1 protein-coding gene (cut by a window edge) is annotated in these 24,778 nt (G+C 66.4%); it reads left to right on the top strand.

The genetic code is table 11. The features are described from left to right. Nucleotides 1–24,778 carry the 3' portion of a non-ribosomal peptide synthase/polyketide synthase gene (locus AB0L63_RS03205; RefSeq protein ID WP_364493691.1) on the top strand. 497 nt of this gene lie to the left of the window's left edge, so 24,778 of the gene's 25,275 nt are visible here — the last part of the coding sequence; its start codon lies off the left edge, out of view; its stop codon occupies nucleotides 24,776–24,778.

Genomic DNA, 24,778 nt, shown 5'->3' with positions numbered 1-24,778 from the left:
CCTCGCGCGGCGGTTGATCGACCTGGGCGTCGGCGCGGACAGTCTGGTGGGGCTTGCCGTGCGACGCTCATTCGACCTGCTGGTCGGCATGTACGCGATTCTGAAGGCTGGTGGTGCGTATGTGCCGATCGATCCCGAGCATCCGGCCGAACGCATCGGGTACGTGCTCGAGGTCGCCGCACCGGTCCTGGTACTCACGACGACCCACGACCAGCCCGAACTCGGGCCGGATATCCGGGTTCTGCGGATCGATGAATTCGACACCGCCGAGGCGATGACGTCGCTGGATCATGACGGCCCGCGGCTCTCGGCAGACAATACCGCCTATGTGATCTTCACCTCCGGCTCGACCGGACGCCCGAAAGGCGTTGCGGTATCGCACCGTTCGATCGTGACCAACCTGCGGTGGCGACAACGGCTGTATCGACTACGCGGCGACGATGTGGTGCTACAGAAGACGCCGTTCACCTTCGACGTCTCGGTGTGGGAGTTCTTCTGGCCATTGCAGGTCGGCGCGCGGCTGGTGATCGCGGCACCGGATGGTCATCGTGATCCGGCATATCTGGCGCGCACGATCGCCGAACGTCGGGTTACCATCGCACATTTCGTGCCTTCGATGCTCGCGGTATTCGTGGCCGAACCGCAGATCGACAGCGCGGCACGAACCTTGCGGCTGGTCTTCGCCTCCGGTGAGGCGCTACCGGCTGCCACCGCGGCTGCCTTCCGCGATATCAGTGGTGCGACACTGCATAATCTGTATGGCCCCACCGAGGCCGCCGTCGATGTCACCGCGCACGAAGTCACCGCCGCTGATAGCACGACCGTGCCCATCGGTGCACCCGCGGACGACACCGAATTGCTGGTGCTGGATGACAATCTGCGGCCGGTGGCAAGTGGCGTCGTCGGTGAGCTGTATCTCGCGGGGGCGCAACTGGCCCGCGGGTATGTGGCTCGTCCCGGACTGACGGCCGACCGCTTCGTGGCCAATCCCGAAGGTGCGCGGGGTGACCGGATGTACCGCACCGGCGACCTGGTCCGCTGGCGTGCCGCGGGCGACGGCGGCCCGGACGAATTGGAATATCTGGGCCGCATCGACTTCCAGGTGAAACTGCGTGGGCTGCGCATCGAACTCGGCGAGGTCGAGGCGGCGTTGCTACGCAATGCGCAGGTCGCGCAAGCCGCGGTGCTGCTGCATCGGCATGCGGGCGGCGATCATCTGGTCGGTTATGTGGTGGCCGACCGTGGCGTCACTCTCGATCCAGCTGCGGTGCTGGAATCCACCCGCCGGGACCTACCGGACTACATGGTGCCGTCGCTGGTGCAGGTTCTCGACGAAATGCCGATCAATGCCAATGGCAAGCTGGATCGGCGCGCACTGCCGGAACCGGTATTCGGATCGGACGCGGCCGCATACCGGGCACCATCGACCGAGGCCGAGGCGGCCGTCGCCGAGATCTTCGGCGAACTGCTGGAGCTGGACCGGGTCGGCGCGGACGACGATTTCTTCGCACTCGGCGGCAATTCGCTCATGGCCACCCGCGCCATTGCCCGAATCGGGGCCGCACTCGGCATTGCTGTCGATGTCCGCGATTTTTTCGACCGCCCGACGGTAGCGGCGCTGGCCGGGCTGGCACGGACCGGAGTCGCACGACCGGCCCTCACGGCAGCCACACGACCGCAGCACATTCCGCTGTCCCCGGCGCAGCGGCGCATGTGGTTTCTCAACCGATTCGGCACGCACATCGAATCCACCTATGTCTTCGATACCGCCGCCGTGGACAACATTCCGGTCGCGCTGCGGCTACGCGGTGCACTCGAAGTCACCGCGCTGTCCGCGGCGATCACTGATCTCGTCGCCAGGCACGAGATCCTGCGCACCGTGTACCCGCAGACCGCCGATGGTCCGGCACAAGTGGTGCGACCGGTACACGCCGCCTTCGACCTGTCGCCGAGCGATATTCCCGAGACCGAACTCGCCGCCGCCGTATTGGCCAGCGCGGTACAGGGATTCGATGTCACCGAGGAGATCCCGGTCCGGGTTCGGTTGCTGCGCAGCGGACCCGAGGACCATACCGTGGTCCTCGTCGTGCATCACATTGCCGCTGACGGTGTCTCGATGGGGCCGCTGATGCGCGATCTGGTCACCGCGTATGCGGCCCGCCGCGCCGGACGCCGGCCGGACTGGGCGCCGCTGCCCGTACAGTACACGGACTACGCGCTGTGGCAGGGACAGGTACTCGGCGACGAGGCCGATCCGGACTCGGTTGCCGCGCGCCAGCTCGGATTCTGGGCCACCGAACTGGCCGACCTGCCCGCACAGCTGGATCTGCCCACCGATCGGCCGCGCCCCGCCGTCGCGTCCTATCGCGGGGCGACCCATCAGTTCGCTATCGATGCGGAGCTACGCCGTGCGATCGACCAGCTTGCCGCCCGCAACCGGGCCACGCCCTTCATGGTGGTCCATGCCGCACTCGCCGTCCTGCTCGCGCGGCTGTCCGGCACCTGCGATATTGCCATCGGCACCCCGGTCGCGGGCCGCGGCGATCGCGCACTGGACAACCTCATCGGCATGTTCGTCAACACCCTCGTGCTGCGTACCGAGGTCCGCGGTGAGCTGAGCTTCGCCGATCTCGTCGCCCATGCGCGTCAGCGCGATCTGCATGCCTTCGCGCACAGCGATATTCCGTTCGAGCGCCTGGTCGAGGTGGTGAATCCGGCTCGTTCCCAAGGCAGGCATCCGCTGTTCCAGGTCGCGCTGTTCATGCAGAACATCGGGCCGATCGCATTGACGATGCCCGGCCTGGACGCGGAGCTGATCGATTTCGATCCCGGCTTCGCCAAATTCGATCTGCAGCTGACACTTTCCGATACAGGTGCCGACGAATCCGGCTACCGCGCCGAATTCACCTATGCCACCGACTTGTTCGATGCCACGACCGTGCGTGAATTCGGCCGCAAATTCCTCCGGCTGCTGCGCACCGTCGCCGCCGAGCCGGATCGCGCGGTCGGCGATATCGAACTGCTCGATGCGGGGGAACTCGATTACGTCACCGCCAGCTGGAATGCCAGCGGGCACAAGGTCGCCGATCGCTTTCTGCACGAAGGCTTCGACAGCCAGGTTCACCGCACGCCGAATGCCGTTGCCCTGGTGTCCGATACCACCGAATTCACCTACGCCGAACTGTCCGAGCGGGCCAATCGCCTGGCGCGCCTACTGATCGGCACCGGCGTGGGCCCGGAATCGCTGGTAGTGCTCGCGATGCCGCGCTCTGCCGAGTTGGTTGTCGCGATGTACGCGGTGCTGCGGGCTGGTGGCGCCTATGTGCCGGTGGATCCCGAGCATCCGGCCGAGCGCATCTGGCACATCCTCGACACTGCCCGGCCGCATTCGGTACTGACCATGCGCGGCTCCGGTTTCACCCTGCCCGCGACCGTGCCTCCGAGCGTGCGCCTGCACCATATCGATGAACTGGACTTGTCGGAATACTCGGCGGCCAAGATCGCCGACCGCGAGCGTCGTGCGCTGTTGCGGCCCGAGCACCCCGCCTACGTAATCTTCACCTCCGGCTCGACGGGCCGACCGAAGGGCGTATCGGTCGAGCACCGCGCCATCGCCAACCAACTCGCCTGGATGCATGCCGAATATCGGCCGCGCGTCGGCGATGTCTATATGCAGAAGACCGCGACCACCTTCGACGTTTCGCTATGGGGCTATTTCCTGCCGCTGCGCGCGGGCGCGACCCTACTGCTCGCCGCGCCCGATGGCCACCGCGATCCGCGTTACCTCGCGGAAACCATTGCCCGCCACGGCGTCACCCTGACCGACTTCGTGCCATCGATGCTCGCGGTTCTCACCGCCCATGCCGAGGCGAACGAACTCGATTCGCTGCGCGATGTTTTCGTCATCGGCGAGGCCTTGGCGCCGGAGACCATCGCGGCCTTCGACGCGGTGAGCGATGCCGCGCTGCACAATCTGTACGGCCCGACCGAGGCGGCGGTATCCATTACCTACCGCGAGGTCACGGTCGCCGACGAGCTGGTGTCGATCGGCGAGCCACAGTGGAATTCCCAGGTGTACGTGCTGGATGCGCGACTGCATCCGGTGCCGGTCGGGGTGCCCGGCGAATTGTATTTGGCCGGTGACCAGCTGGCTCGCGGCTATCACGGTCGAGTCGATCTGACCGCGGATCGCTTCGTGGCCAACCCCTTCGGCGCGGCGGGTACGCGCATGTACCGCACCGGGGATCTGGTGCGCTGGAGTGCCGATGGGGAGCTCGTCTACCTCGGCCGGATGGACTTCCAGGTGAAGTTCCGCGGTCAGCGCATCGAGCTCGCCGAGATCGAGACGGCACTGTTGGCGGTCCCGGAGGTGAGTCAGGCCGCGGTACGGCTGATCGCGGGTGATAGCGGCGACTATCTGGCGGGGTACGTGATTCGCACGCCGGGCAGTGCTTTGGATCTGGATGCGGTCAAGGTGGGGGTGGCCCGGCGCCTTCCCGGATATATGGTGCCGACCGCGCTGGTCGAGCTGTCCGAATTCCCGCGCAACACCAGCGGCAAACTGGACCGCAAGGCACTGCCACGGCCGGTGCTGCGGCAGCGGAGTTTCCGGGCACCGACCAATGCGGCACAACGTCTGGTCGCCGCGGTATTCGCCGAGGTATTGCGGGTGGAACGAGTCGGCCTCGACGACGACTTCTTCGCGCTCGGCGGCAGTTCGCTCGACGCCACCCAGGTCACCGCGCGGGCGGGGGAGGTTATCGACACGCGCATCCCGGTGCGCGCCCTGTTCGACGCCTCGACGGTCGAGGGATTCGCCGCCGCCGTCGACGAACTCGGCAGGGCAGGTGCGACGGCACGTCCGCTGGTGCGCCGCGAGCGTCCGGACCGCATCCCGCTCTCGCCAGCCCAGCAGCGACTGTGGTTTCTCAACCGGATCGAAACCCAGGACGGCGCCGCCAGTGCGTACAACCTCCCGGTCGTGCTCCGGCTCACCGGCCGACTCGATGTCACCGCGCTGGAGCGTGCGGTGCTCGATGTGCTGTCCAGGCACGAATCCCTGCGCACCATCTACCCGGACGGTGAATCCGGTCCATACCAGTCGATTCTGGCAGCGACCGATATCGGCCTGACCCTCAATCCGGCACCTGTCGAACCTGCGGATCTGACCGCCGCCATTGCCGCGATCACGACCGCCGGATTTGATGTGACGGCCGAACTGCCGTCGCGCGTAGCGTTATTGAGCGTCAACCGGGTCGACGACCGGCGCGGCATCACCGGTGACGAGTACGTGCTGGTCTTCGTTGTCCACCACATCGCGGCCGACGCACTCTCGATGACACCGCTGATCACCGATCTGGTGCACGCTTACCTGGCCCGATTGACCAGCCGCAGACCGGATTGGCATGAGCTTGCGGTGCAGTACGCGGACTACAGCCTCTGGCATCGCGAACTGCTCGGCGCCGCGGACCGGCCGGGCGATCTGGCCTATCAGCAGTTGCGATTCTGGCGCGCCGCCCTCGACGGCATGCCGACCCAACTCGCACTACCGACCGACCGGCCCCGCCCCGCACAGCCCTCCAATCGCGGTGCCGCGGTGGATTTCGAGGTCGAGCCCGAATTGGCCGCCGCCCTGCGCGTACTCGCACATCGCAGCGGCGCAACGCTGTTCATGGTGGTGCATGCGGCCTTCGCGGCGACAATGGCCAGACTGAGTGGCACCGATGACGTGGTGATCGGCTCGCCCGTCGGCGGTCGCGGCGAGCGCCGACTCGACGCGCTCATCGGCATGTTCGTCAACACCGTGGTGTTGCGCACCCCGGTCGATGCTTCGGCCACTTTCGCCGAACTGCTCGCGGGCGTGCGTGACGGCGATCTCGCGGCCTTCGCCAATGCCGATCTGCCGTTCGAGCAGCTGGTCGATGCCATGGCCGTAGACCGGAGCACCGGCGCGCATCCGCTGTTCCAGGTGCTGTTCAGCTTCGGTACGGCGCCACGCATTGTCGCGGGCAGTCGGGCGCTCGAGGTGCCGTGGCTGACCGTGGAACCGATCGAATCACCTGATCCCACCGCGAAATTCGATCTGCACCTGGTGGTGAACGAACGCACCGGCGATCACGGGCTCACCGGCAGCCTGCGCTACGCCACCGATCTGTTCGACGCGCCGACCGTCGCCGCCTTCGTCACCCGCTTTCGGCGGGTGCTCGCCACCGTGGCGGGTACGCCGCAGACCCGGATCGGCGATATCGAGTTGCTGGCCGCCGACGAACGGTCGATCGTGGACCGCTGGAACGGCACGGCGCGCGTCATCGACGAAACACACACGCTCGCTTCATTATTCGCTGAGCAGGTCGCTCGGAGCCCGCACGCGTCCGCGCTCACCTTCGAGGGCACAACGCTGTCCTATGCCGAACTCGCCGGACGGGTGAACCGGCTGGCACGTTGGCTCATCGCACAGGGTGTTGGCCCGGATTCTCTTGTCGCACTGGGCATGCGCCGCTCCATCGATCTGGTGGTCGGCATGTATGCCATCACCGCGGCGGGCGGTGGCTATGTCCCGCTGGATCCGGATCATCCGGCCGAACGCATCGGCCATATCCTCGAAACCGCTGCTCCGCTCTGCGTGCTGACCGCTGGTCTGGATCTGAATATCGCTGTTGCGCAGGTTCGTATCGATCGACTCGACCTATCCGGGTACGCGGGCGTACCGGTCACCGATGCGGATCGGCGCGCGCCGCTGCGGGCCGCCAATACCGCCTACGTCATCTTCACTTCTGGCTCCACCGGTCGGCCCAAGGGCGTCGCGATGAGCCACCGCGGCATTGTGAATCGGCTGTTGTGGATGCAATCGGCGCATGTCGCGCTCGACAGCAGCGACACGCTACTACAGAAGACGCCGGTGACCTTCGACGTTTCAGTACCGGAGCTCTTCTGGCCGCTGCAAGTCGGTGCCCGGCTCGTGCTCGCTCGTCCGGATGGTCATCAGGATCCGGTGTACCTGGCGGATCTGATTCGGCGCGAATCGATAACGGCCGCACACTTCGTGCCGTCCATGCTCGCTGCCTTCGTCGCTGACGATCTCGATGTGCCCACACTGCGGCACCTGTTCTGCTCGGGCGAGGCATTGCCCGCGCCGATCGCGCAGCGAGCGCGGGCGATTACCGGCGCACGCGTGCACAACCTGTACGGGCCCACCGAAACGGCGGTCGAGGTCAGCGCATACGAGGTGACCGATGCCGATGGCGGTCCGTTGCCCTTGGGCGGGCCGATCTGGAATACCCGTGCGTATGTGCTCGATGCGCGATTGCGCCAGGTTCCGGTCGGTGTGCCGGGCGAGCTGTATCTGGCCGGGGCGCAGTTGGCCCGCGGCTACCTCGGTCGGGCCGATCTGACCGGTGAGCGCTTCGTGGCCGATCCATTCGGTCCGGCCGGTGATCGGATGTATCGCACCGGCGATCTGGTCGTCTGGCGAGCGACGGCGGATGGCCGTGGTGTGCTGGAATTCCTCGGCCGCGCCGACTTCCAGGTGAAGATTCGCGGCCTGCGCATCGAGCTCGGCGAGATCGAGTCGGCATTGCTGTCGATTGCCGCAATCGTGCAGGCCGTCGTTCTGGTTCAACACGACCACGGCGACCAACTGGTCGCCTACCTGGTCGCGGACGGTGAACTCGATACCGACCGCGTTCGAGCCGAACTCGCGCGCCGGCTGCCCGCCTATCTGGTTCCGTCGGCCTATCTGGTGCTCGACGACTTTCCGGTGACAACCTCCGGCAAGCTGGACCGAAAGGCATTGCCCGCACCAATTTTTGCCGCCACCGAATACCGCGCACCGAGCGATCTCACGGAATCCCTTGTCGCCGAGACGTTCACCGCGCTGCTCGGCGTTGACCGGGTCGGTGCGGATGACGACTTCTTCGCCCTCGGCGGCAATTCGCTCATCGCCACCCAACTCGCGGCCCGGCTCACCAAGGCGACCGGCGCGGACGTGCCCGTGCGCACCATCTTCGACGCCCCGACCGTGCGCGAGTTGGCGCGTCGGATCACGGTCGAGCAGCCTGTCGATGTCGAGGCCGCACCACCGCCCCTGCCGCCATTGACGGCTCAGGATCGCAACGAGCCGATTCCGCTATCGATCGCCCAGCAGCGCATGTGGTTCCTGAACCGATTCGACTCCGCGAGTGGTGGATACAACATTCCGTTCGCGCTGCGCCTCACCGGTGTGCTGAATGTGCCCGCGCTGGAACGTGCGATCGCGGACGTGATCGCCAAGCACGAGACACTGCGCACCATCTATCCCGAACACGATGGGGCCGCGACGCAGGTGGTGCTGCCCGCCCGGACCAGGTTGGTCGAACTCGTCGCTCGTCCGGTGTCGGCGGCGGAGTTACCCGAACTCATCGCGACCGCCGCCCAGACGGGATTCGATGTCACTACCGAAGTTCCGCTGCGTGTGCGGCTACTGCGACTCGAAGACGGCGGGTCCCGTCAGCAGCTGCACGTGCTGCTGTTCGTCGTGCATCACATCGCCGCCGATGGCTGGTCTTTCGCTCCGCTGACCAGGGATTTGGCTACCGCCTATGTGGCCCGCTGCGCGGATGTCGCACCGGCGTGGAGTCCGCTGACCGTGCAGTACGCGGACTTCGCGATCTGGCAGCGCAATGCACTGGGACATGCCGACGACAAGGGTTCGGTGTTGGCCCATCAACTGCGGTACTGGACCGGTCGGCTCGCGGGGGTGCCCGAGGTGTTGACGCTGCCTGCCGACCGCCCACGGCCCGCGGTCGCCGCCAACCGCGGCGGTGCCATCACTGGTCGCCTGGATCGGGTATTGCACCAGGGCATAGAGGACCTGGCGACCGCACATCGCGTCACCCCGTTCATGGTGCTGCACGCCGCGCTCGCCGTACTGCTGAGCCGCCTGAGCGCGAGCGACGATATCGTCATCGGTACGCCGGTCGCCGGTCGCGGTGACGAAGCCCTGGACGAGCTGGTGGGCATGTTCGTCAATACCTTGGTCCTGCGTACCGAGGTGCGCGCGGATGCCACGCTCGGCGAGCTTTTGGCCACGGTCCGCACCGCCGATCTGGCCGCCTTCGACCACGCCGCCGTGCCGTTCGAACAGCTCGTCGATGTCGTGAATCCCGTTCGTTCACAGGCGCATGCGCCGTTGTATCAGGTCGCGATGACACTGCAGAACCAGGCCGCGCCGGACTTCCAACTGCACCGTTTGAATATTGCCGCCCTTGATATCGGACCCGCGCCGATTCAGCTGGATCTGGACTGGACGCTGACCGACCGCTACGACGCCGACGGTGCGGCCGACGGCATCGATGTGCATCTGCATTACGCGCTGGACCTTTTCGACGAGGTAACCGTCGATGGGTTCCTGGCTGGTTTCGAGCGGGTCCTGCGCGCCATGGTGCGTGACGTGCGAACCCGCGTCGGCGATGTCGAGCTGATGTCGATGGCTGAACGCGGACTGCTGCTGTCGGATCGCAATGCCACCGCGTGGCCGCTGACTGCCGAGACCCTCGACGATCTGCTGACGGCCCGGGTGGCCGCGACACCCGATGCCGTCGCGGTGGTTTTCGAGGGCACCTCGATGACCTACGCGGAATTCGAAACCAGGGTGAATCGCCTTGCGCGTTGGCTCATTTCGGCGGGTGTCGGCCCGGAAACAATCGTCGGACTCGCCGCGCTGCGGTCGACCGACATGCTCGTGGCGATATTCGCGATCGTGCGCGCGGGCGGTGCCTACCTGCCCCTGGATCCGACCCATCCGGCCGACCGGATCGCGCAGGTGATCGATAGTGCCGCACCGGCTCTGGTGTTGGTCGTCGGCGGTGCGGTATTGCCCGACCTCGGTGATATCCGCGTTGTCGATCTCACCGACCTCAGCGGTTTCGACGCCATGCCGATCGCCGCCGCGCCAGCGCGCCGCGACAATACGGCGTACGTGCTGTTCACGTCCGGCTCGACCGGGCGACCCAAGGGCGTCGCGATTACCCACCGCGCCATCATGAATCAGCTGCGGTGGCTCGAATCGCGCTACGGTGTCACCGCGGCCGACCGTATTCTGCAGCGTGCCCCGCTCACCTTCGATGTCTCGGTGTGGGAGTGCTTCCTACCGATCGCGGTCGGTGCTCCGCTGGTAATCGCCCGTCCGGGTGGCCATCTCGACCTGGCCTACTTCGCCGGACTGCTGCGCGAACACCGGATCACCATTGCCGAATACGTGCCGTCGGTACTCGCGGCGCTCATCGGCGAGGGCATGGGTGACGCGCTGCGCTCCTTCCGCCATCTGCACTGCGGTGGTGAGGCGCTTACGCCGGACCTGCTCGCGTCGATTCGCGTACACGTCGGGGGCGCGGTGCACAATGCGTACGGCCCGACCGAGGCGGCGATCTCGGCGATCTATCACGAATTCACCGACGCCGACGCCGAATCCGGCCGGGATATCGCCATCGGACGTCCGTGCTGGAACACCCGCGCCTATGTGCTGGACGCACGGTTGCGGCCGGTTCCGATCGGTGTCACGGGTGAGCTGTATCTCGCGGGCGACCAACTGGCCCGCGGTTACCACGGGCGCCCCGGATTGACCGCTGAGCGTTTCGTGGCCGATCCATTCGGTGTGCCGGGCAGGTTGATGTACCGCACCGGCGATCTGGTGCGCTGGAATCGCGGCGGCGATCTGATCTACCTGGGCCGCAATGATTTCCAGATCAAATTGCGTGGTCAGCGGATCGAACTCGGGGAAATCGAGTCGGCGCTGGTTGCCGTGGCGGGCGTAACGAATGCCGCGGTGATATCGACGCGCGACACCGCCGGCCACGACTGCCTGGTCGGCTATATCAGTGGGGCGGAACTGTCCGCGGACGCGGTGCTCGCGCAGTTGCGTACGCGGCTGCCCGGGTACATGGTGCCCGCGCAGCTGGTCGTGCTCGACGAGATGCCACTCACCACGGTCGGCAAACTCGATCGCGCCACGCTGCCGGTAGTAGAGGTCGCCGGAACCACTACGGGATACCGCGCACCGCAGGAAGGCACCGAATCGGTACTCGCCGCACTGATGGCGGATCTGATCGGCGGCGTGCGGATCGGCGCGGATGACGATTTCTTCGCGCGCGGCGGTAATTCGCTCGTGGCCATGCGCCTTGTCGCACGGGCGAACGCCGCCTTCGGTAGCGCACTGACCGTGCGCGAGATCTTCGAAGCACCGACCGTCGCCGAATTGGCACTGCGGGTGACTCGCGCGGATACCACGCGCCCCGCCCTGGTGGCACGGGATCGTCCGGAGCGTATTCCGTTGTCGCTGGCACAAACTCGGATGTGGTTGCTGAACCGGCTCGATCCGGAATCCGCCGTCTACAACATACCGATCACCATTCGCCTGACGGGTGCGTTGGACGAAGCGGCCCTGCGGGCCGCCGTGGGTGATGTCATCGCGCGGCACGAATCGCTGCGCACCGTATTCCCCGCGGACGAGATCGGTCCCGTGCAGGTGGTGTTGACCGAAGCGACCGAATTGGAGCTGTGGCGGGTCGATATCGCCGAATCCGACCTCGCCGCTGCGGTTGTCGGCATCGCCGGAATCGGGTTCGATCTGCGCACCCGGATACCGGTGCGGGCCAGGCTGTTCCGGGTTTCTTCCGACAATCATGTGCTTGTCGTTGTGGTGCACCACATCGCCGCCGACGGTGTCTCGACCGCCCCGCTGGCGCGGGATCTGATGGTGGCGTACAGCGCACGCACCGCAGGCGCAGCACCGCAGTGGCAGCCACTGCCGGTCCAGTACGCGGACTTCACACTGTGGCAGCACGAGGTGCTCGGCTCGGCCGACGATCCGGACGCCGTACTGGCCCGCCAGATCGCGCATTGGCGCACCGAACTCGACGGACTCGCGCTGGTACTGGAATTGCCCGCCGATCGGCCGCGCCCCGCCGTGGCGACCGGCCGTGGCGCCGCGGTCGAGTTCGCCGTTACCGCGGAGCTGACCGCCGCGATCGCGGAGCTGGCAGGTAAATACGGGGTGTCGTCGTTCATGGTGGTGCACGCCGCCTACGCGGCACTGTTGGCCCGCCTGGCCCGCGTGGACGATATCGCGATCGGCACCCCCGTCGCCGGTCGGGCCGAGGCGGCGCTGGACGATCTGGTCGGCATGTTCGTCAATACCCTGGTGCTGCGTACCGAGGTGGGGGCCGAGGCGACCTTCGCCGAGCTGCTCGGGCGGGTGCGTGCCACCGACGTACGGGCCTTCGCGCATGCCGATCTGCCGTTCGAGCGACTGGTCGACGAACTGAATCCGGTTCGCGCACAGGCACATTCGCCGATTGTGCAGACATTGCTCACCTTCGAGCATCGCGACGATACGGTGCTGCGCCTACCCGGGCTCGAGGTCGCCGCATATCCGATCGACAACCAGGTCGCGCAGTTCGATCTCGCGCTGGAACTCGCCGAGTACGCGGCGGGCGAGGGTACCGCGCTGCGTGCGGTCATGCGCTATGCGACGGATTTGTTCGACCGGGCCACGGTCGAATCATTCGCGGCCCGGTTCGTGCGCCTGCTCGAGGCCGTCGTGGCCGATCCCGCCGTACGTGTCGGTGATATCGAGCTGCTGGATCGGAACGAGCTGTCCCTGCTCGATCGGTGGAACGACACCGCGTTCTCGGTGGACAGCACGCAGACGCTGGTTTCGCTGTTCGAGGAACAGGTGCTGCGTACGCCCGACGCGGCCGCGGTGACATTCGAGGTTCGGAGTCCGGCCGACCTGTCGCCCGGCCACCACCCCGCATCGAGTCGCTACGCGACGCTGACGTATGCCGAGTTCGCCGACCGGGTACATCGCCTGGCGCGCTGGCTGGTCGGGCATGGTGTCGGGCCGGATTCGGTCGTCGCGCTCGGCATGCGGCGCTCGCTCGACATGGTGGTCGGCATGTACGCGGTGACTGTTGCCGGTGGTGCGTACCTGCCGCTCGATCCCGACCATCCGGCCGAGCGGATCGAATATGTGCTCGAGACAGCGCGGCCGGTGTGGGTGTTGACGTCGGACAATGATCTGGAAATGGTTGCGGCACACCAGGTTCGGATCGATCGCCTCGATCTGAGGAGATATTCACCCGCGCCGCTGACCACCATGGATCGGCTCGGCGTGCTGTTGCCGGGCCACACCGCGTATGTCATCTTCACGTCCGGTTCGACCGGCCGTCCGAAGGGCGTCGCGGTCTCGCATGCCGCGATCGTCAACCGGCTGGTGTGGATGCAGTCCGAGTACGGGCTGCACGCCGCGGACGCGGTATTGCAGAAGACCCCGGCGACCTTCGATGTCTCGGTATGGGAGTTCTTCTGGCCGTTGCAGATCGGCGTGCGGCTGGTTATCGCACGGCCCGACGGTCATCGGGATCCGGCCTATCTGGCGCGGTTGATCATCGATGAAGGAATTACCGTCGCGCACTTCGTGCCCTCGATGCTCGCGGTGTTCCTTGCCGAACCACATGCGCGCGAATGTGGCACACTGCGCGCGTTATTCGCCTCCGGTGAGGCGCTGCCCGCACCCGTCGCTCAGCGGGCGCGCGAGCTGACCGGTGCCCGCGTGCACAATCTGTACGGACCGACCGAGGCCGCGATCGATGTCACCTGGCATGAGGTCACCGATGCCGATGTGACGTCGGTGCCGATCGGCAAGCCGGTATTCAATACCCGATTGCTGGTGCTGGATGCCCGGATGCGTCCGGTGCCGGTGGGTGTGCCAGGTGAGTTGTACCTGGCCGGTGCGCAATTGGCGCTCGGCTATGTGGCCCGGCCGGAGCTGACCGCGGCGCGTTTCGTCGCGAATCCCCATGGTGGCGTGGGGGAGCGGATGTATCGAACCGGTGATCTCGTCCGGTGGCATGCCGACGGTGAGCTGGAGTACCTGGGCCGCACCGACTTCCAGGTGAAGCTACGCGGGTTGCGGATCGAACTCGGTGAGATCGAATCCGCGCTCACCGCACTGGATAGCGTCGACCAGGCCGTCGCCGTGGTGCGCGGCGATGAGCGACTCGGCGATCAGCTGGTGGCGTACCTGGTCGCCGACTCCGCGGTCGATATCGACGACATTCGCGCGGAACTGGACGCCGCACTGCCTGCCTATATGGTGCCGGCGGCCTTCGTCGTACTGGCTACCCTTCCGCTCAATACCTCCGGCAAGCTCGACCGCACCGCGCTGCCCGCCCCTGTATTCGAGACCGCGGGCTACCGTGCCCCGGCAAACGAGACCGAGCAGATCGTTGCCGAAATCATGGGCGAACTGCTCGGCATCGACCGAATCGGTGCCGAGGACAACTTCTTCGCACTCGGCGGCAATTCCCTGATCGCCACCCAGTTGGCCGCTCGGCTCGGTGCGGCTGTGGCTGCCGAGGTCCCCGTGCGGATGGTGTTCGAGGCATCGACCGTCGCTGGACTGGCCACCCGCGCCGCCCGGCTCACCGGCACCGGCAATCGCCCGCAGCTCACCCCGCGCCGACGTCCCGACCTGATTCCGCTCTCACCCGCACAGCAACGAATGTGGTTCCTCAACAGCTTCGACCCCGGCGAAACCGTGAGCAATATTCCGGTCGCGCTGCGGCTCACCGGAGCTATCGACACCGATGCGCTCGCTGTCGCGCTGGCCGACGTGGTCGCCAGGCAGGAAACCCTGCGCACCGTATACCCGGATGTCGATGGCACCGGATATCAACGGATTCTGGACCGCACGCACGTGCCCGGCATTGTCGAGCTGGATTCGGCGAATGTCGCAGCGGCATTGCTGGACCTGGTTGCCACACCTTTCGACGTGACAACCGAGGTACCGCTACGCGTCGGCCTCGCCACGCTGTCGGATCGTGAATACCTGCTCGCCCTCGTGGTGCATCACATTGCCGCAGACGGCTTCTCCATGGCCCCACTGGCCCGCGATATCGCCACCGCGTATGCGGCACGCGCCGCAGGAACCGCACCGGTGTGGACAGAACTCCAGGTGCAGTACGCGGACTATGCACTCTGGCAACGCGAGATCCTCGGAGCCGAGGACGATCCGGAATCGGTGGCCACACAGCAGTTGCGGTATTGGACCCACGTACTCGCCGGGTTGCCCGCTCAGCTCGATCTGCCTGCGGATCGGCCACGCCCCGCCACTGCCAGCCATGCCGCGGCAAGCACCACCATCGGGCTCGATGCCACGATCCGTGCCGGCATAGCCGCCATTGCCGCCCGATACGACATCAGCCCGTTCATGGTTGTCCATGCGGCGCTGGCCACCCTGCTCGCACGCTTGTCGGGCCTGGGTGACATTGCCATCGGCGCGCCGATCGCGGGCCGCGGTGCCGCCGCGCTCGACGATGTCGTCGGCATGTTCGTCAACACCCTGGTGCTGCGTACCGAGGTGGCGGGTTCGGACTCCTTCGCCACCGTCCTGCGTCGCGTCCGCGACGGCGACCTGGATGCCTTCGCCAATGCCGATGTGCCGTTCGAGCGACTGGTGGAGGTATTGGATCCGCCGCGCTCCGAGGCGCGGCACCCGCTGTTCCAGATCGCGCTGTTCTTCCAGAATCTCGCACCCGTATCGGTGGAGCTGGCGGACGTCACCGTTGCCGAGCACGAGATCGATTACGAGACAACACGGTTCGATCTACAACTGACCGTCGCCGATGATGCGGTGCGCCTCACCTATGCCACCGACCTCTTCGACGAATCGACCATCACGACCTTCGGCGCACGCCTCATTCGGCTGCTCGGTGCGGTGATCGACGATCCGGAACAGGTGGTCGGCGATATCGATCTATTCCGGACCGATGAGCTGGAACGGGTGGTGACCGCGTGGAACGATTCCGCGCACACGGCGTTCGTCGCGGAAATGCTGCTCGACGAATTCGAGCAACAGGCCGCCGCGACACCCGACGATATCGCCGTGGTCTGCGCGGCTGACGGGACCGCCATGACCTACGGCGAATTGGACCGCAGCACCAACCGGCTCGCCCGCTATCTGATTGCGACCGGTGTCGGCCCGGAGTCGCTGGTGGCATTGGCGATTCGGCGTTCGACCGATCTGGTGGTCGCGATATACGCGGTGCTCAAGGCGGGCGGTGCTTATGTTCCGATCGACCCGGACCATCCGGCACAGCGCATCGCCCACATCATCGACACCGCCGCACCGATCGCACTGCTCACCACCGAGCGTGATCGGCAGGGCTACGGATATGCCGGTGCGACAGTATGTGTCGACAGTGTCGCGCTCGACGGCTATGCCGGCGATCCGATCGCGGTCGATGAGCGGAGCGCACCGATCCACCCGCAGAACCCGGCCTACGTGATCTTCACCTCGGGTTCCACCGGAAAACCCAAGGGTGTCAGCGTTTCCCACGCCGCGATCGTCAACCAGATGACCTGGATGCAGTCGCAGTACCGGCTGACCGCCGAAGACGTGTACCTGCAGAAGACGGCGACCACCTTCGATGTCTCACTGTGGGGTTACTTCCTGCCGCTGCGCATCGGTGCGACGCTGGTGCTGGCCGCTCCGGACGGCCATCGCGATCCGAGCTATCTTGCGGCGGCAATCGGCGAATTCGGTGTCACTATCACCGATTTCGTGCCGTCGATGTTGAGTGCCTTCGCCGGGCATGTCGAAACCACCGGAGCACGTGCCGATCTCGACACGTTGCGCACGGTATTCGCGATCGGCGAGGCACTGCCCGCCGAAACGGTCCGTGCCTTCGGTGTGGTGAGTTCCGCGCGCCTGCACAACCTCTACGGCCCGACCGAGGCCGCGGTGAGCATCACCTACCGCGATGTCACGGGGGAAATCGACCGCACCGTCATGCCGATCGGCAATCCGGAATGGAACAGCCGGGTATACGTGCTGGATGCCCGGTTGCGACCGACATTGCCCGGGGTCACGGGGGAGTTGTATCTCGCCGGCACCCAACTCGCCCGCGGCTATCACGGCAGGCCCGATCTGACGGCGGATCGCTTCGTCGCCAATCCATTCGGACCTGCCGGTGAGCGCATGTATCGCACCGGAGATCTGGTGCGCTGGGACACCAGTGGCGTCACTGCCGAACTGGTGTACCTGGGCCGCACGGACTTCCAGGTCAAGTTCCGTGGCCAGCGCATCGAACTCGGCGAGATCGAGGCAGTGCTCGCGGCCGTGCCCGGTGTTGCGCAGGCCGCAGCCCGCGTGGTCCTCACGCCTACCGGCGATCAGCTCGTCGGGTATGTGGTCAGCGATGCGCAGGACGAAAGCGACCTCCGCGTGGCCGTTACGGCGGCGGCGGTGGGTGCGTTGCCGTCGTACATGGTGCCATCGGCGATCATCGTGCTGGCCGCCTTCCCGCTCAACACGTCCGGCAAATTGGACCGAAAAGCATTGCCGGAGCCGATATTCGACGGCTCGGCCTATCGTGCGCCGATCACGCCGGCCGAACGGCTGGTGGCCGCGGCCTTCGAGGCCGTACTGGCACGGTCGCCGATCGGTGCCGACGACAACTTCTTCGACCTGGGTGGCAACTCACTGATCGCCACCCGGGTCCTGGCCCGGCTCGGCGAGCGGCTCGGTCGCCTGCCCGTGCGGTTGCTGTTCGAGGCACCCACCGTGCACGCGTTCGCGGCCCGCTTGGCCGCCCGAGCGGACGCGGCCGACCAGGTCGTACCACTGATCGCCGGGCCGCGCCCCGAGCGGATACCGCTGGCACCGGTACAGCGCGGTATGTGGTTCCTCAACCGGCTCGATCCGGACTCGGCCGCCCACAATATTCCGGTCGCGGTGCACATCCGGGGCGAGCTGGACGAGGCCGCGCTGGGTGCCGCGTTCACGGATGTGATCGCTCGACACGAGGTGTTGCGCACGGTGTATCCGGCCGATGCGAATGGCATCGGATACCAGGTGATCCTGCCCGCCGAACCCGCTCCGGTGTCGCTAACGATCGAGACACCGGCCGGGCCGCTGGCCGAGCGCATCGCCGAATTCCTCAGCGCTGGTTTCGATATCACTGCCGGGGTGCCGGTGCGCGCGATACTGCTGCGCGAGCACGCGACCAGCCATGTGCTCGTCGCGGTGTTGCACCACATTGCGGCGGACGGGTATTCGATGGGCCCGCTGCTGCGAGACCTGTTGTCGGCCTATCTGTCCCGAGTCGTCGGCAGCGTTCCGGTCTGGCCGGAACTCGCCGCACAGTACGCCGATTACGCGCTTTGGCAGACGGCGGAGCTGGATTCGGTTGCGGCCGAACAACTCACCTACTGGACCGAAGCTCTGCGCGATCTGCCGCAAGAGCTGGCATTGCCGACCGATCGGCCACGCCCTGCCATCGCGTCCAAGCGCGGCGCCGCGGTGCGCGCCCGCGTCGGCGGTGGTGTCGGGGCCCGTATTCAGGAACTTGCCGCGCGGCACAATGCGACGCCCTTCATGGTGGTGCACGCCGCACTCGCCGTATTGCTGTCGCGGCTGTCGGGTTCCGGTGATATCGCCATCGGCACCCCGGTCGCAGGCCGCGGCACGGCGGCATTGGACGACCTGATCGGCATGTTCGTGAACACGCTGGTGCTGCGCACATATCCGGACCCGGCCCGCTCGTTCGCCGATCTGCTCAACGAGACAAGAGCGACGGATCTGGCCGCATACGCTCATGCGACCGTCCCATTCGAACGCGTCGTCGATGAACTCGGCATCGAGCGCTCGCAGTCCAGGCATCCGCTGTTCACCGTCGCGCTGAGCTATCTGAATACCGGTGCGGCGGAATTCACGCTGCCGGGCCTGGAGCTGACGCCTGTCGAATTCGATGAACCGGTCGCGCGATTCGATCTCCAGTTCACCGTCGCGGCGGAACTGGATGCCAATGGGCATTTCGCGATCGAACTCGACTACGCGACGGACCTTTTCGTTGAATCGACCGCCGCCGGACTGCTTCGGCGATTCGTCCGCGTCCTCGGCACACTCACAGCGCAGCCGTCCGTGCCGGTCGGCGCGATCGATATGCTGTCTCCGGCCGAACGCGCCGAACTGCTCGGCAGGCGGGGCGGTGAACCGGTGCCGCCGCAGACCCTCGTCGAGCTGATGGCCGCTGCGGTTGTACTGAATCCCGATGCGCCAGCGCTGATTTCGGATGACGGTCAGTTGACCTATCGCGCACTGGACGAACAATCGTCCCGTCTGGCGAGAATGCTCATCGGCCACGGTATCGGTGCCGAGGATTTCGTCGCCGTGGCCATCCCACGTTCGGCGGAATCCATGCTCGCGGTCTGGGCGGTGGCCAAGACCGGTGCGGCCTTCGTCCCCGTCGACCCGACCTACCCGGCGGATCGCATCGCACACATGCTGTCGGATTCCGGTGCCACGGTGGGCCTCACGCTGACCACATGCCGCCCTGCGCTGCCCGGCACCGCCGAATGGCTGATACTCGACGCACCGACCACGGCGGCCCGTATGCGGCATTCGAGCGCGGCACCCCTGACTCCCGGCGAGCTGACGCGTCCGGTGTGCGTGGCCAATCCCGCCTGGATGATCTACACCTCGGGTTCGACCGGCACTCCGAAGGGTGTGGTGGCCACCCACGGCGGACTCGCGGGCGTCGCGCGGGCACAGCGGGATCGCTATCAGGTCACGGCGACATCCCGGGTCCTGCACGTGGCATCACCGAGCTTCGACGCCGCGATGCTCGAGCTCCTGCTCGCCCTGCCCGCCGGGGCCGCACTGGTAATCGCACCCGCGGGCAGCTACGGTGGCGCCGAATTGACGGCGCTTATCCGGGAACAACGGGTGACTCACGCCTTCATCACCCCGGCTGTGCTGCAAACACTGGATCCGAACGAACTACCCGAACTCACCCACCTGAGCGTCGGCGGCGAGTCCTACGGTCCGGATGTGGTGCGGCGCTGGGGAACCGGACGTGGCTTCTACAACGCCTACGGCCCGACCGAGACAACGATCATCACCACTATCAGCGCACCGCTTCGGCCCGGCGAATTCGATATGGGCACCACCATTCACGGCATGTCCGCGGTGGTGCTCGATACTCGATTGCAACCCGTCCCGGACGGGGTGACCGGCGAACTGTACTTGCGCGGTCCGGGTCTGGCTCGCGGATATCATGCACGGCCGGCACTTACCGCGGATCGTTTCATCGCCGATCCCTATGGTCCCGTGGGCGGACGTCTGTACCGGACCGGTGATCTGGTGCGCTGGACCGCATCCGGCGCCATCCAGTACGTCGGACGCGCCGACCATCAGGTGAAGGTGCGCGGTCTGCGCATCGAACTCGGCGAGATCGATGCGGTGCTCGCGGCCCATGAGAGCGTCGAATTCGCCGTGACCATCGGGCATACCGATGCCACGGGAACCGTTTCCCTGGTCACGTATGTGGTAGCCGACCGGGCGATCGATACCGCGGAGCTCACCGCCTTCGCCGCGCGCTCACTGGCCGCCTATATGGTGCCCGCCGCCATCATGGTCCTCGACGAGATCCCGCTGACGCCGGTCGGCAAGCTGGATCGCAAGGCACTGCCCGCACCCGAGTTCCGCACCGCGATCTTCCGCGCTCCAGAGACCGCTGCCGAACAGATCGTGGCCGAGGTCTTCGCCGAAGTACTGGGCCTCGCGGCGGTCGGCCTCGATGACGATTTCTTTGCCGTCGGTGGAAACTCGTTGACCGCAACACAATTGGTTGCGCGCCTGAGCGCACGATTCGACACTTCGGTCGGTGTGCGACTCGTCTTCGAGAACTCGACGGTATCGGCCTTGGCGGCGGCCCTCGATACCGCCGAGCCACTGCGCCCACGTCCGAGACTGACCCGGCGCACCAGCACCGACCTGGTCCCGCTCTCGCTGGCCCAGCAGCGCATGTGGCTCCTCAACCGCCTCGACCGCGAGTCCACCGCCTACAACATTCCGCTGGCGGTGCGGCTCACCGGCGATCTCGATATTCCGGCACTCAATGCGGCCATCACCGATGTGGTCGAACGTCACGAAGTGCTGCGCACTGTATACCCGCAGCACGAAACCGGTCCGGTACAAGTGGTTTTGCCGATGGCCGAGGCGGGAGCGCCGGTGCTGGCACCCATTTCGGTACCCATCGATGATCTGTCCTCGGCGGTCGCCGACTTCGTCGGCGGCGGATTCGATGTCACGGACTCGGTTCCCTTGCGCGCCAGGCTGTTCCGTTCGGTGAGCGGCCCGACCGCCATCGTCGAACATGTGCTGGTCGTGGTCGTGCACCACATTGCCGCGGACGGCTCGTCATTGGTCCCGCTGGCGCGTGACGTGATGACCGCCTACGCCGCACGCAAACACGGTGTCGCGCCGGAATGGACTCCACTGCCGGTGCAATACGCGGATTACAGCCGCTGGCAACGCGATCTGCTCGGCAGCGAAGACGATCCGGATTCGCTGATCTCCCGGCAACTCCGGTTCTGGACCGAAACTCTCACCGGACTACCCGCACAACTCACCCTCCCGACCGACCGTCCCCGACCCGCCATCGTCGCCACCCGCGGCCGCCACATCGATTTCACCATCGACGCCGACCTACAGGCGCGGCTGGCGGATTTGGGCCGGAACTCCGGAGCGACACTGTTTATGGTCGTGCATGCCGCCTTCGCCGTACTGTTGGCCCGCCTGTCCGGCGCACCGGATATCGCCGTCGGAACCCCGGTCGCGGGCCGTGGCGCGGCCGAACTCGACGATGTGGTCGGCATGTTCGTCAATACCCTGGTGCTGCGCACCCGAGTCGATACGGCCACCGGCTTCACCGAACTCCTGGATCGGGTCCGCACCGCGGATGTCGCCGCCTTCTCCCATGCCGACGTACCGTTCGAGCGCCTGGTGGAGGTGCTGAATCCGGAGCGATCGACCGCGCGGCATCCACTGTTTCAAGTCGGCTTCTCCTTTCACAACCAGGCAGAGGCGCACTTCGCGCTGGACGGATTGACCGCCACGGCGGCCGATTTCGACTCCGAGGTATCGCAATTCGACCTGCATCTGGTCGTCACCGACAGGTATGACCAGGATGGGCATGCGGCGGGTATGGCCGCATCGATCACCTACGCGACCGCGCTATTCGACGACGCCACGGTCGCCGGCTTCGCCGGACGACTGCAACGCCTGCTGACCGCCATCTGCGCCGAACCGCGGGTGCCGGTCGGGGATCTGGCGCTGCTGGACACCGCCGAACGCGACCGGATGCTGGTGTCCTGGAACCGGACCGAATACGAATCCACTCCGGCCACCCTCATCGCCGCTTTCGAAGCACAGGTCGCCGAGACGCCCGATGCGGTGGCAATCGTCGATGACGCCGTAACGGTCACCTACGGCCAGTTCGCCGCGCGGGTGAACCGGCTCGCCCGCGCACTCATCGGCCGCGGCATCGGCCCGGAATCACTAGTGGCCCTGGCGATTCCACGCAGCATCGAACTGTTGGTCGCGATGTACGCGGTGGTGACGGCGGGCGGTGCGTATGTTCCGCTCGATCCGGCCCATCCGCTCGACCGCACCACGAGCGTACTCGCCGCCGCCGCACCCGCGCTGGTGCTGACCTCGGCCGAGCGGCCCATGCTGCCCGAGTCGGTGGCGGATCACGATGTGGTGCTGGATATCTCGATTGCCGCCGGGGTTCTCGACGGCAGTCCGATCCGTGCGGCGGAGCGGCGGACCACGCTGACTCCCGCGCACACCGCCTATGTCATCTTCACCTCGGGATCGACCGGAACCCCGAAGGGCGTCGCTATCCCGCACGCCGCCATCGCACACCAGTTGGATTGGCTGCAATCGGAATACGCGCTCGACACCGACGACGCCACACTACTGATGACCTCGGCGGCCTTCGATCTATCAGTCTGGGAGTTCTGGTGGGCATTGCGCGCCGGTGCCCGAGTGGTGCTGGCACCGCAAGGCGCGCAACGTGATCCGGCCAGCGTGATCGATCTGATCCGGGGCGCCTCGGTCACCACCGTGATGCTGGTGCCATCGCTGCTGGCCATGTTGGCCGAGATCCGCGGTGATCAGCGACTGCCGAGATCGCTGCGGCGACTGCTCGTCATCGGCGAGGCACTGCCCGCCGCGACGGTAGACCGAATCGGCGCATGTACCGCCGCCCGCATCGATAACCTATACGGCCCCACCGAGGCGGCGGTCTCGGTGACCCGATTCCGTACCGGCGCCGGTATCCGCCAGACGGTGGTTCCTATCGGCACACCGGGATCCGGAAATCAGGTCTACGTGCTCGACGACCGGCTGCATCCGGTGCCGACGGGCGTGACCGGTGAGCTATACCTGGGCGGCGCACAGCTGGCCCGCGGCTATCACGGCCGGCCCGACCTGAGCGCGGAACGGTTCGTGGCCAACCTATTCGGCGCACCGGGCACCCGGCTGTATCGAACCGGCGATATGGTCCGCTGGGGTGCCGACGGCAATCTCGAATACGTAGAGCGCCGCGACTTCCAGGTGAAGGTACGCGGCTACCGCATCGAGCTCGCCGAAATCGAGCACGCGCTGCGCTCGCGTCCAATGGTTGCCGACGCCGTCGTCCTCGCCCATCGCGGTGACCTGCTGGTCGGGTACTTCACCGCCACCGAGCCGATCGATCCGAATGCGCTGCGCTCCGCGCTGACCGAAACCCTGCCCAGCTACATGGTTCCGCCGGTGCTGATCCAACTGTCCGCCCTGCCGCTCAACGCCAACGGCAAGGTCGACCGGACCGCACTACCCGAGCCCGAGTTGGGCACCCCAGCGTTCCGGGTTCCTGAAACCGAGTTGGAGCTGCTGGTCTGCACCGTCTTCGCGGAAGTATTGGCGGTCCAGCGAATCGGCATGGACGACAACTTCTTCGAATACGGCGGCAATTCGCTTCTGGCCACTCGACTGGCAACCCAGCTGAGTACCGCACTCGCCGAACAGATCCCGGTAGTCTGGCTGTTCGCCGCGCCGACGCCCGCGGACCTGATCACGCAGTTGGAATCGCACCGCCGCGGCCGTGGTCGCGTCGACGCTCAGGCGGCCTTCGATGTGCTACTGCCGCTGCGCCCCGGGGGTTCTCGGGAACCGCTGTTCTGCATCCACCCGGTCGGCGGCGTGGCCTGGTCGTTCGCCGGTCTTGCCGCACATATCGATCCGCAGCGCGGCATCTACGGTATCCAGTCCCCGGTGCTGAATTCGGCGGCGGCGCTGCCGGATTCCATCGAGGACTGGGCCGCGCACTATGCTCGCGAGATCCGCGCGGTACAGCCGGAGGGCCCCTACCATCTGCTCGGCTGGTCACTGGGCGGTGTGCTTGCGCACGCCGTCGCGAACCAATTGCAGGGCCAGGGCCACCATGTCGCGCTGCTGGCCATGATGGACAGCCCGCTGCACATCACGGTGGACGAGACGGCGACGGTACCGCTGGCCGATCTGCTCGGCGGGCTACTCGGCGAACAAGCCGACGACGCCGACACCGAACTCGATCGCACCCAACTCGCCAGTCGCATCGCCGAACTCCCGGAGCCGTTCGCCTCCTTCGGATTCGACCGCCTCGGCCGTCTCCTCGACGCGGGTACGCACTCGTTGGAGCTCATCACCCGCTACCGGCCACGGCCCTATAAAGGCAATCTCGTCTACTTCACCGCCGCACTCGACGACCCCACCGGGGCCACCGGTGCGGCCAGCTGGTCCGACGTTGTCGACGGCATCGTGCACAACCACGCCGTCCAGGCCACGCACTGGCGCATGACCTCTGAATCCGCCCTCGCCCGCATCGGCCACGTCCTGACCAACGTCTTGGCGCACGCCGACCGGGCCTGA

The organism is Nocardia sp. NPDC051990 (assembly GCF_040680755.1).
Classification (GTDB): Bacteria; Actinomycetota; Actinomycetes; order Mycobacteriales; family Mycobacteriaceae; genus Nocardia.
Note: the sequence above shows the minus strand (reverse complement) of the source record. Positions and strands in the feature narration are given on the sequence as shown.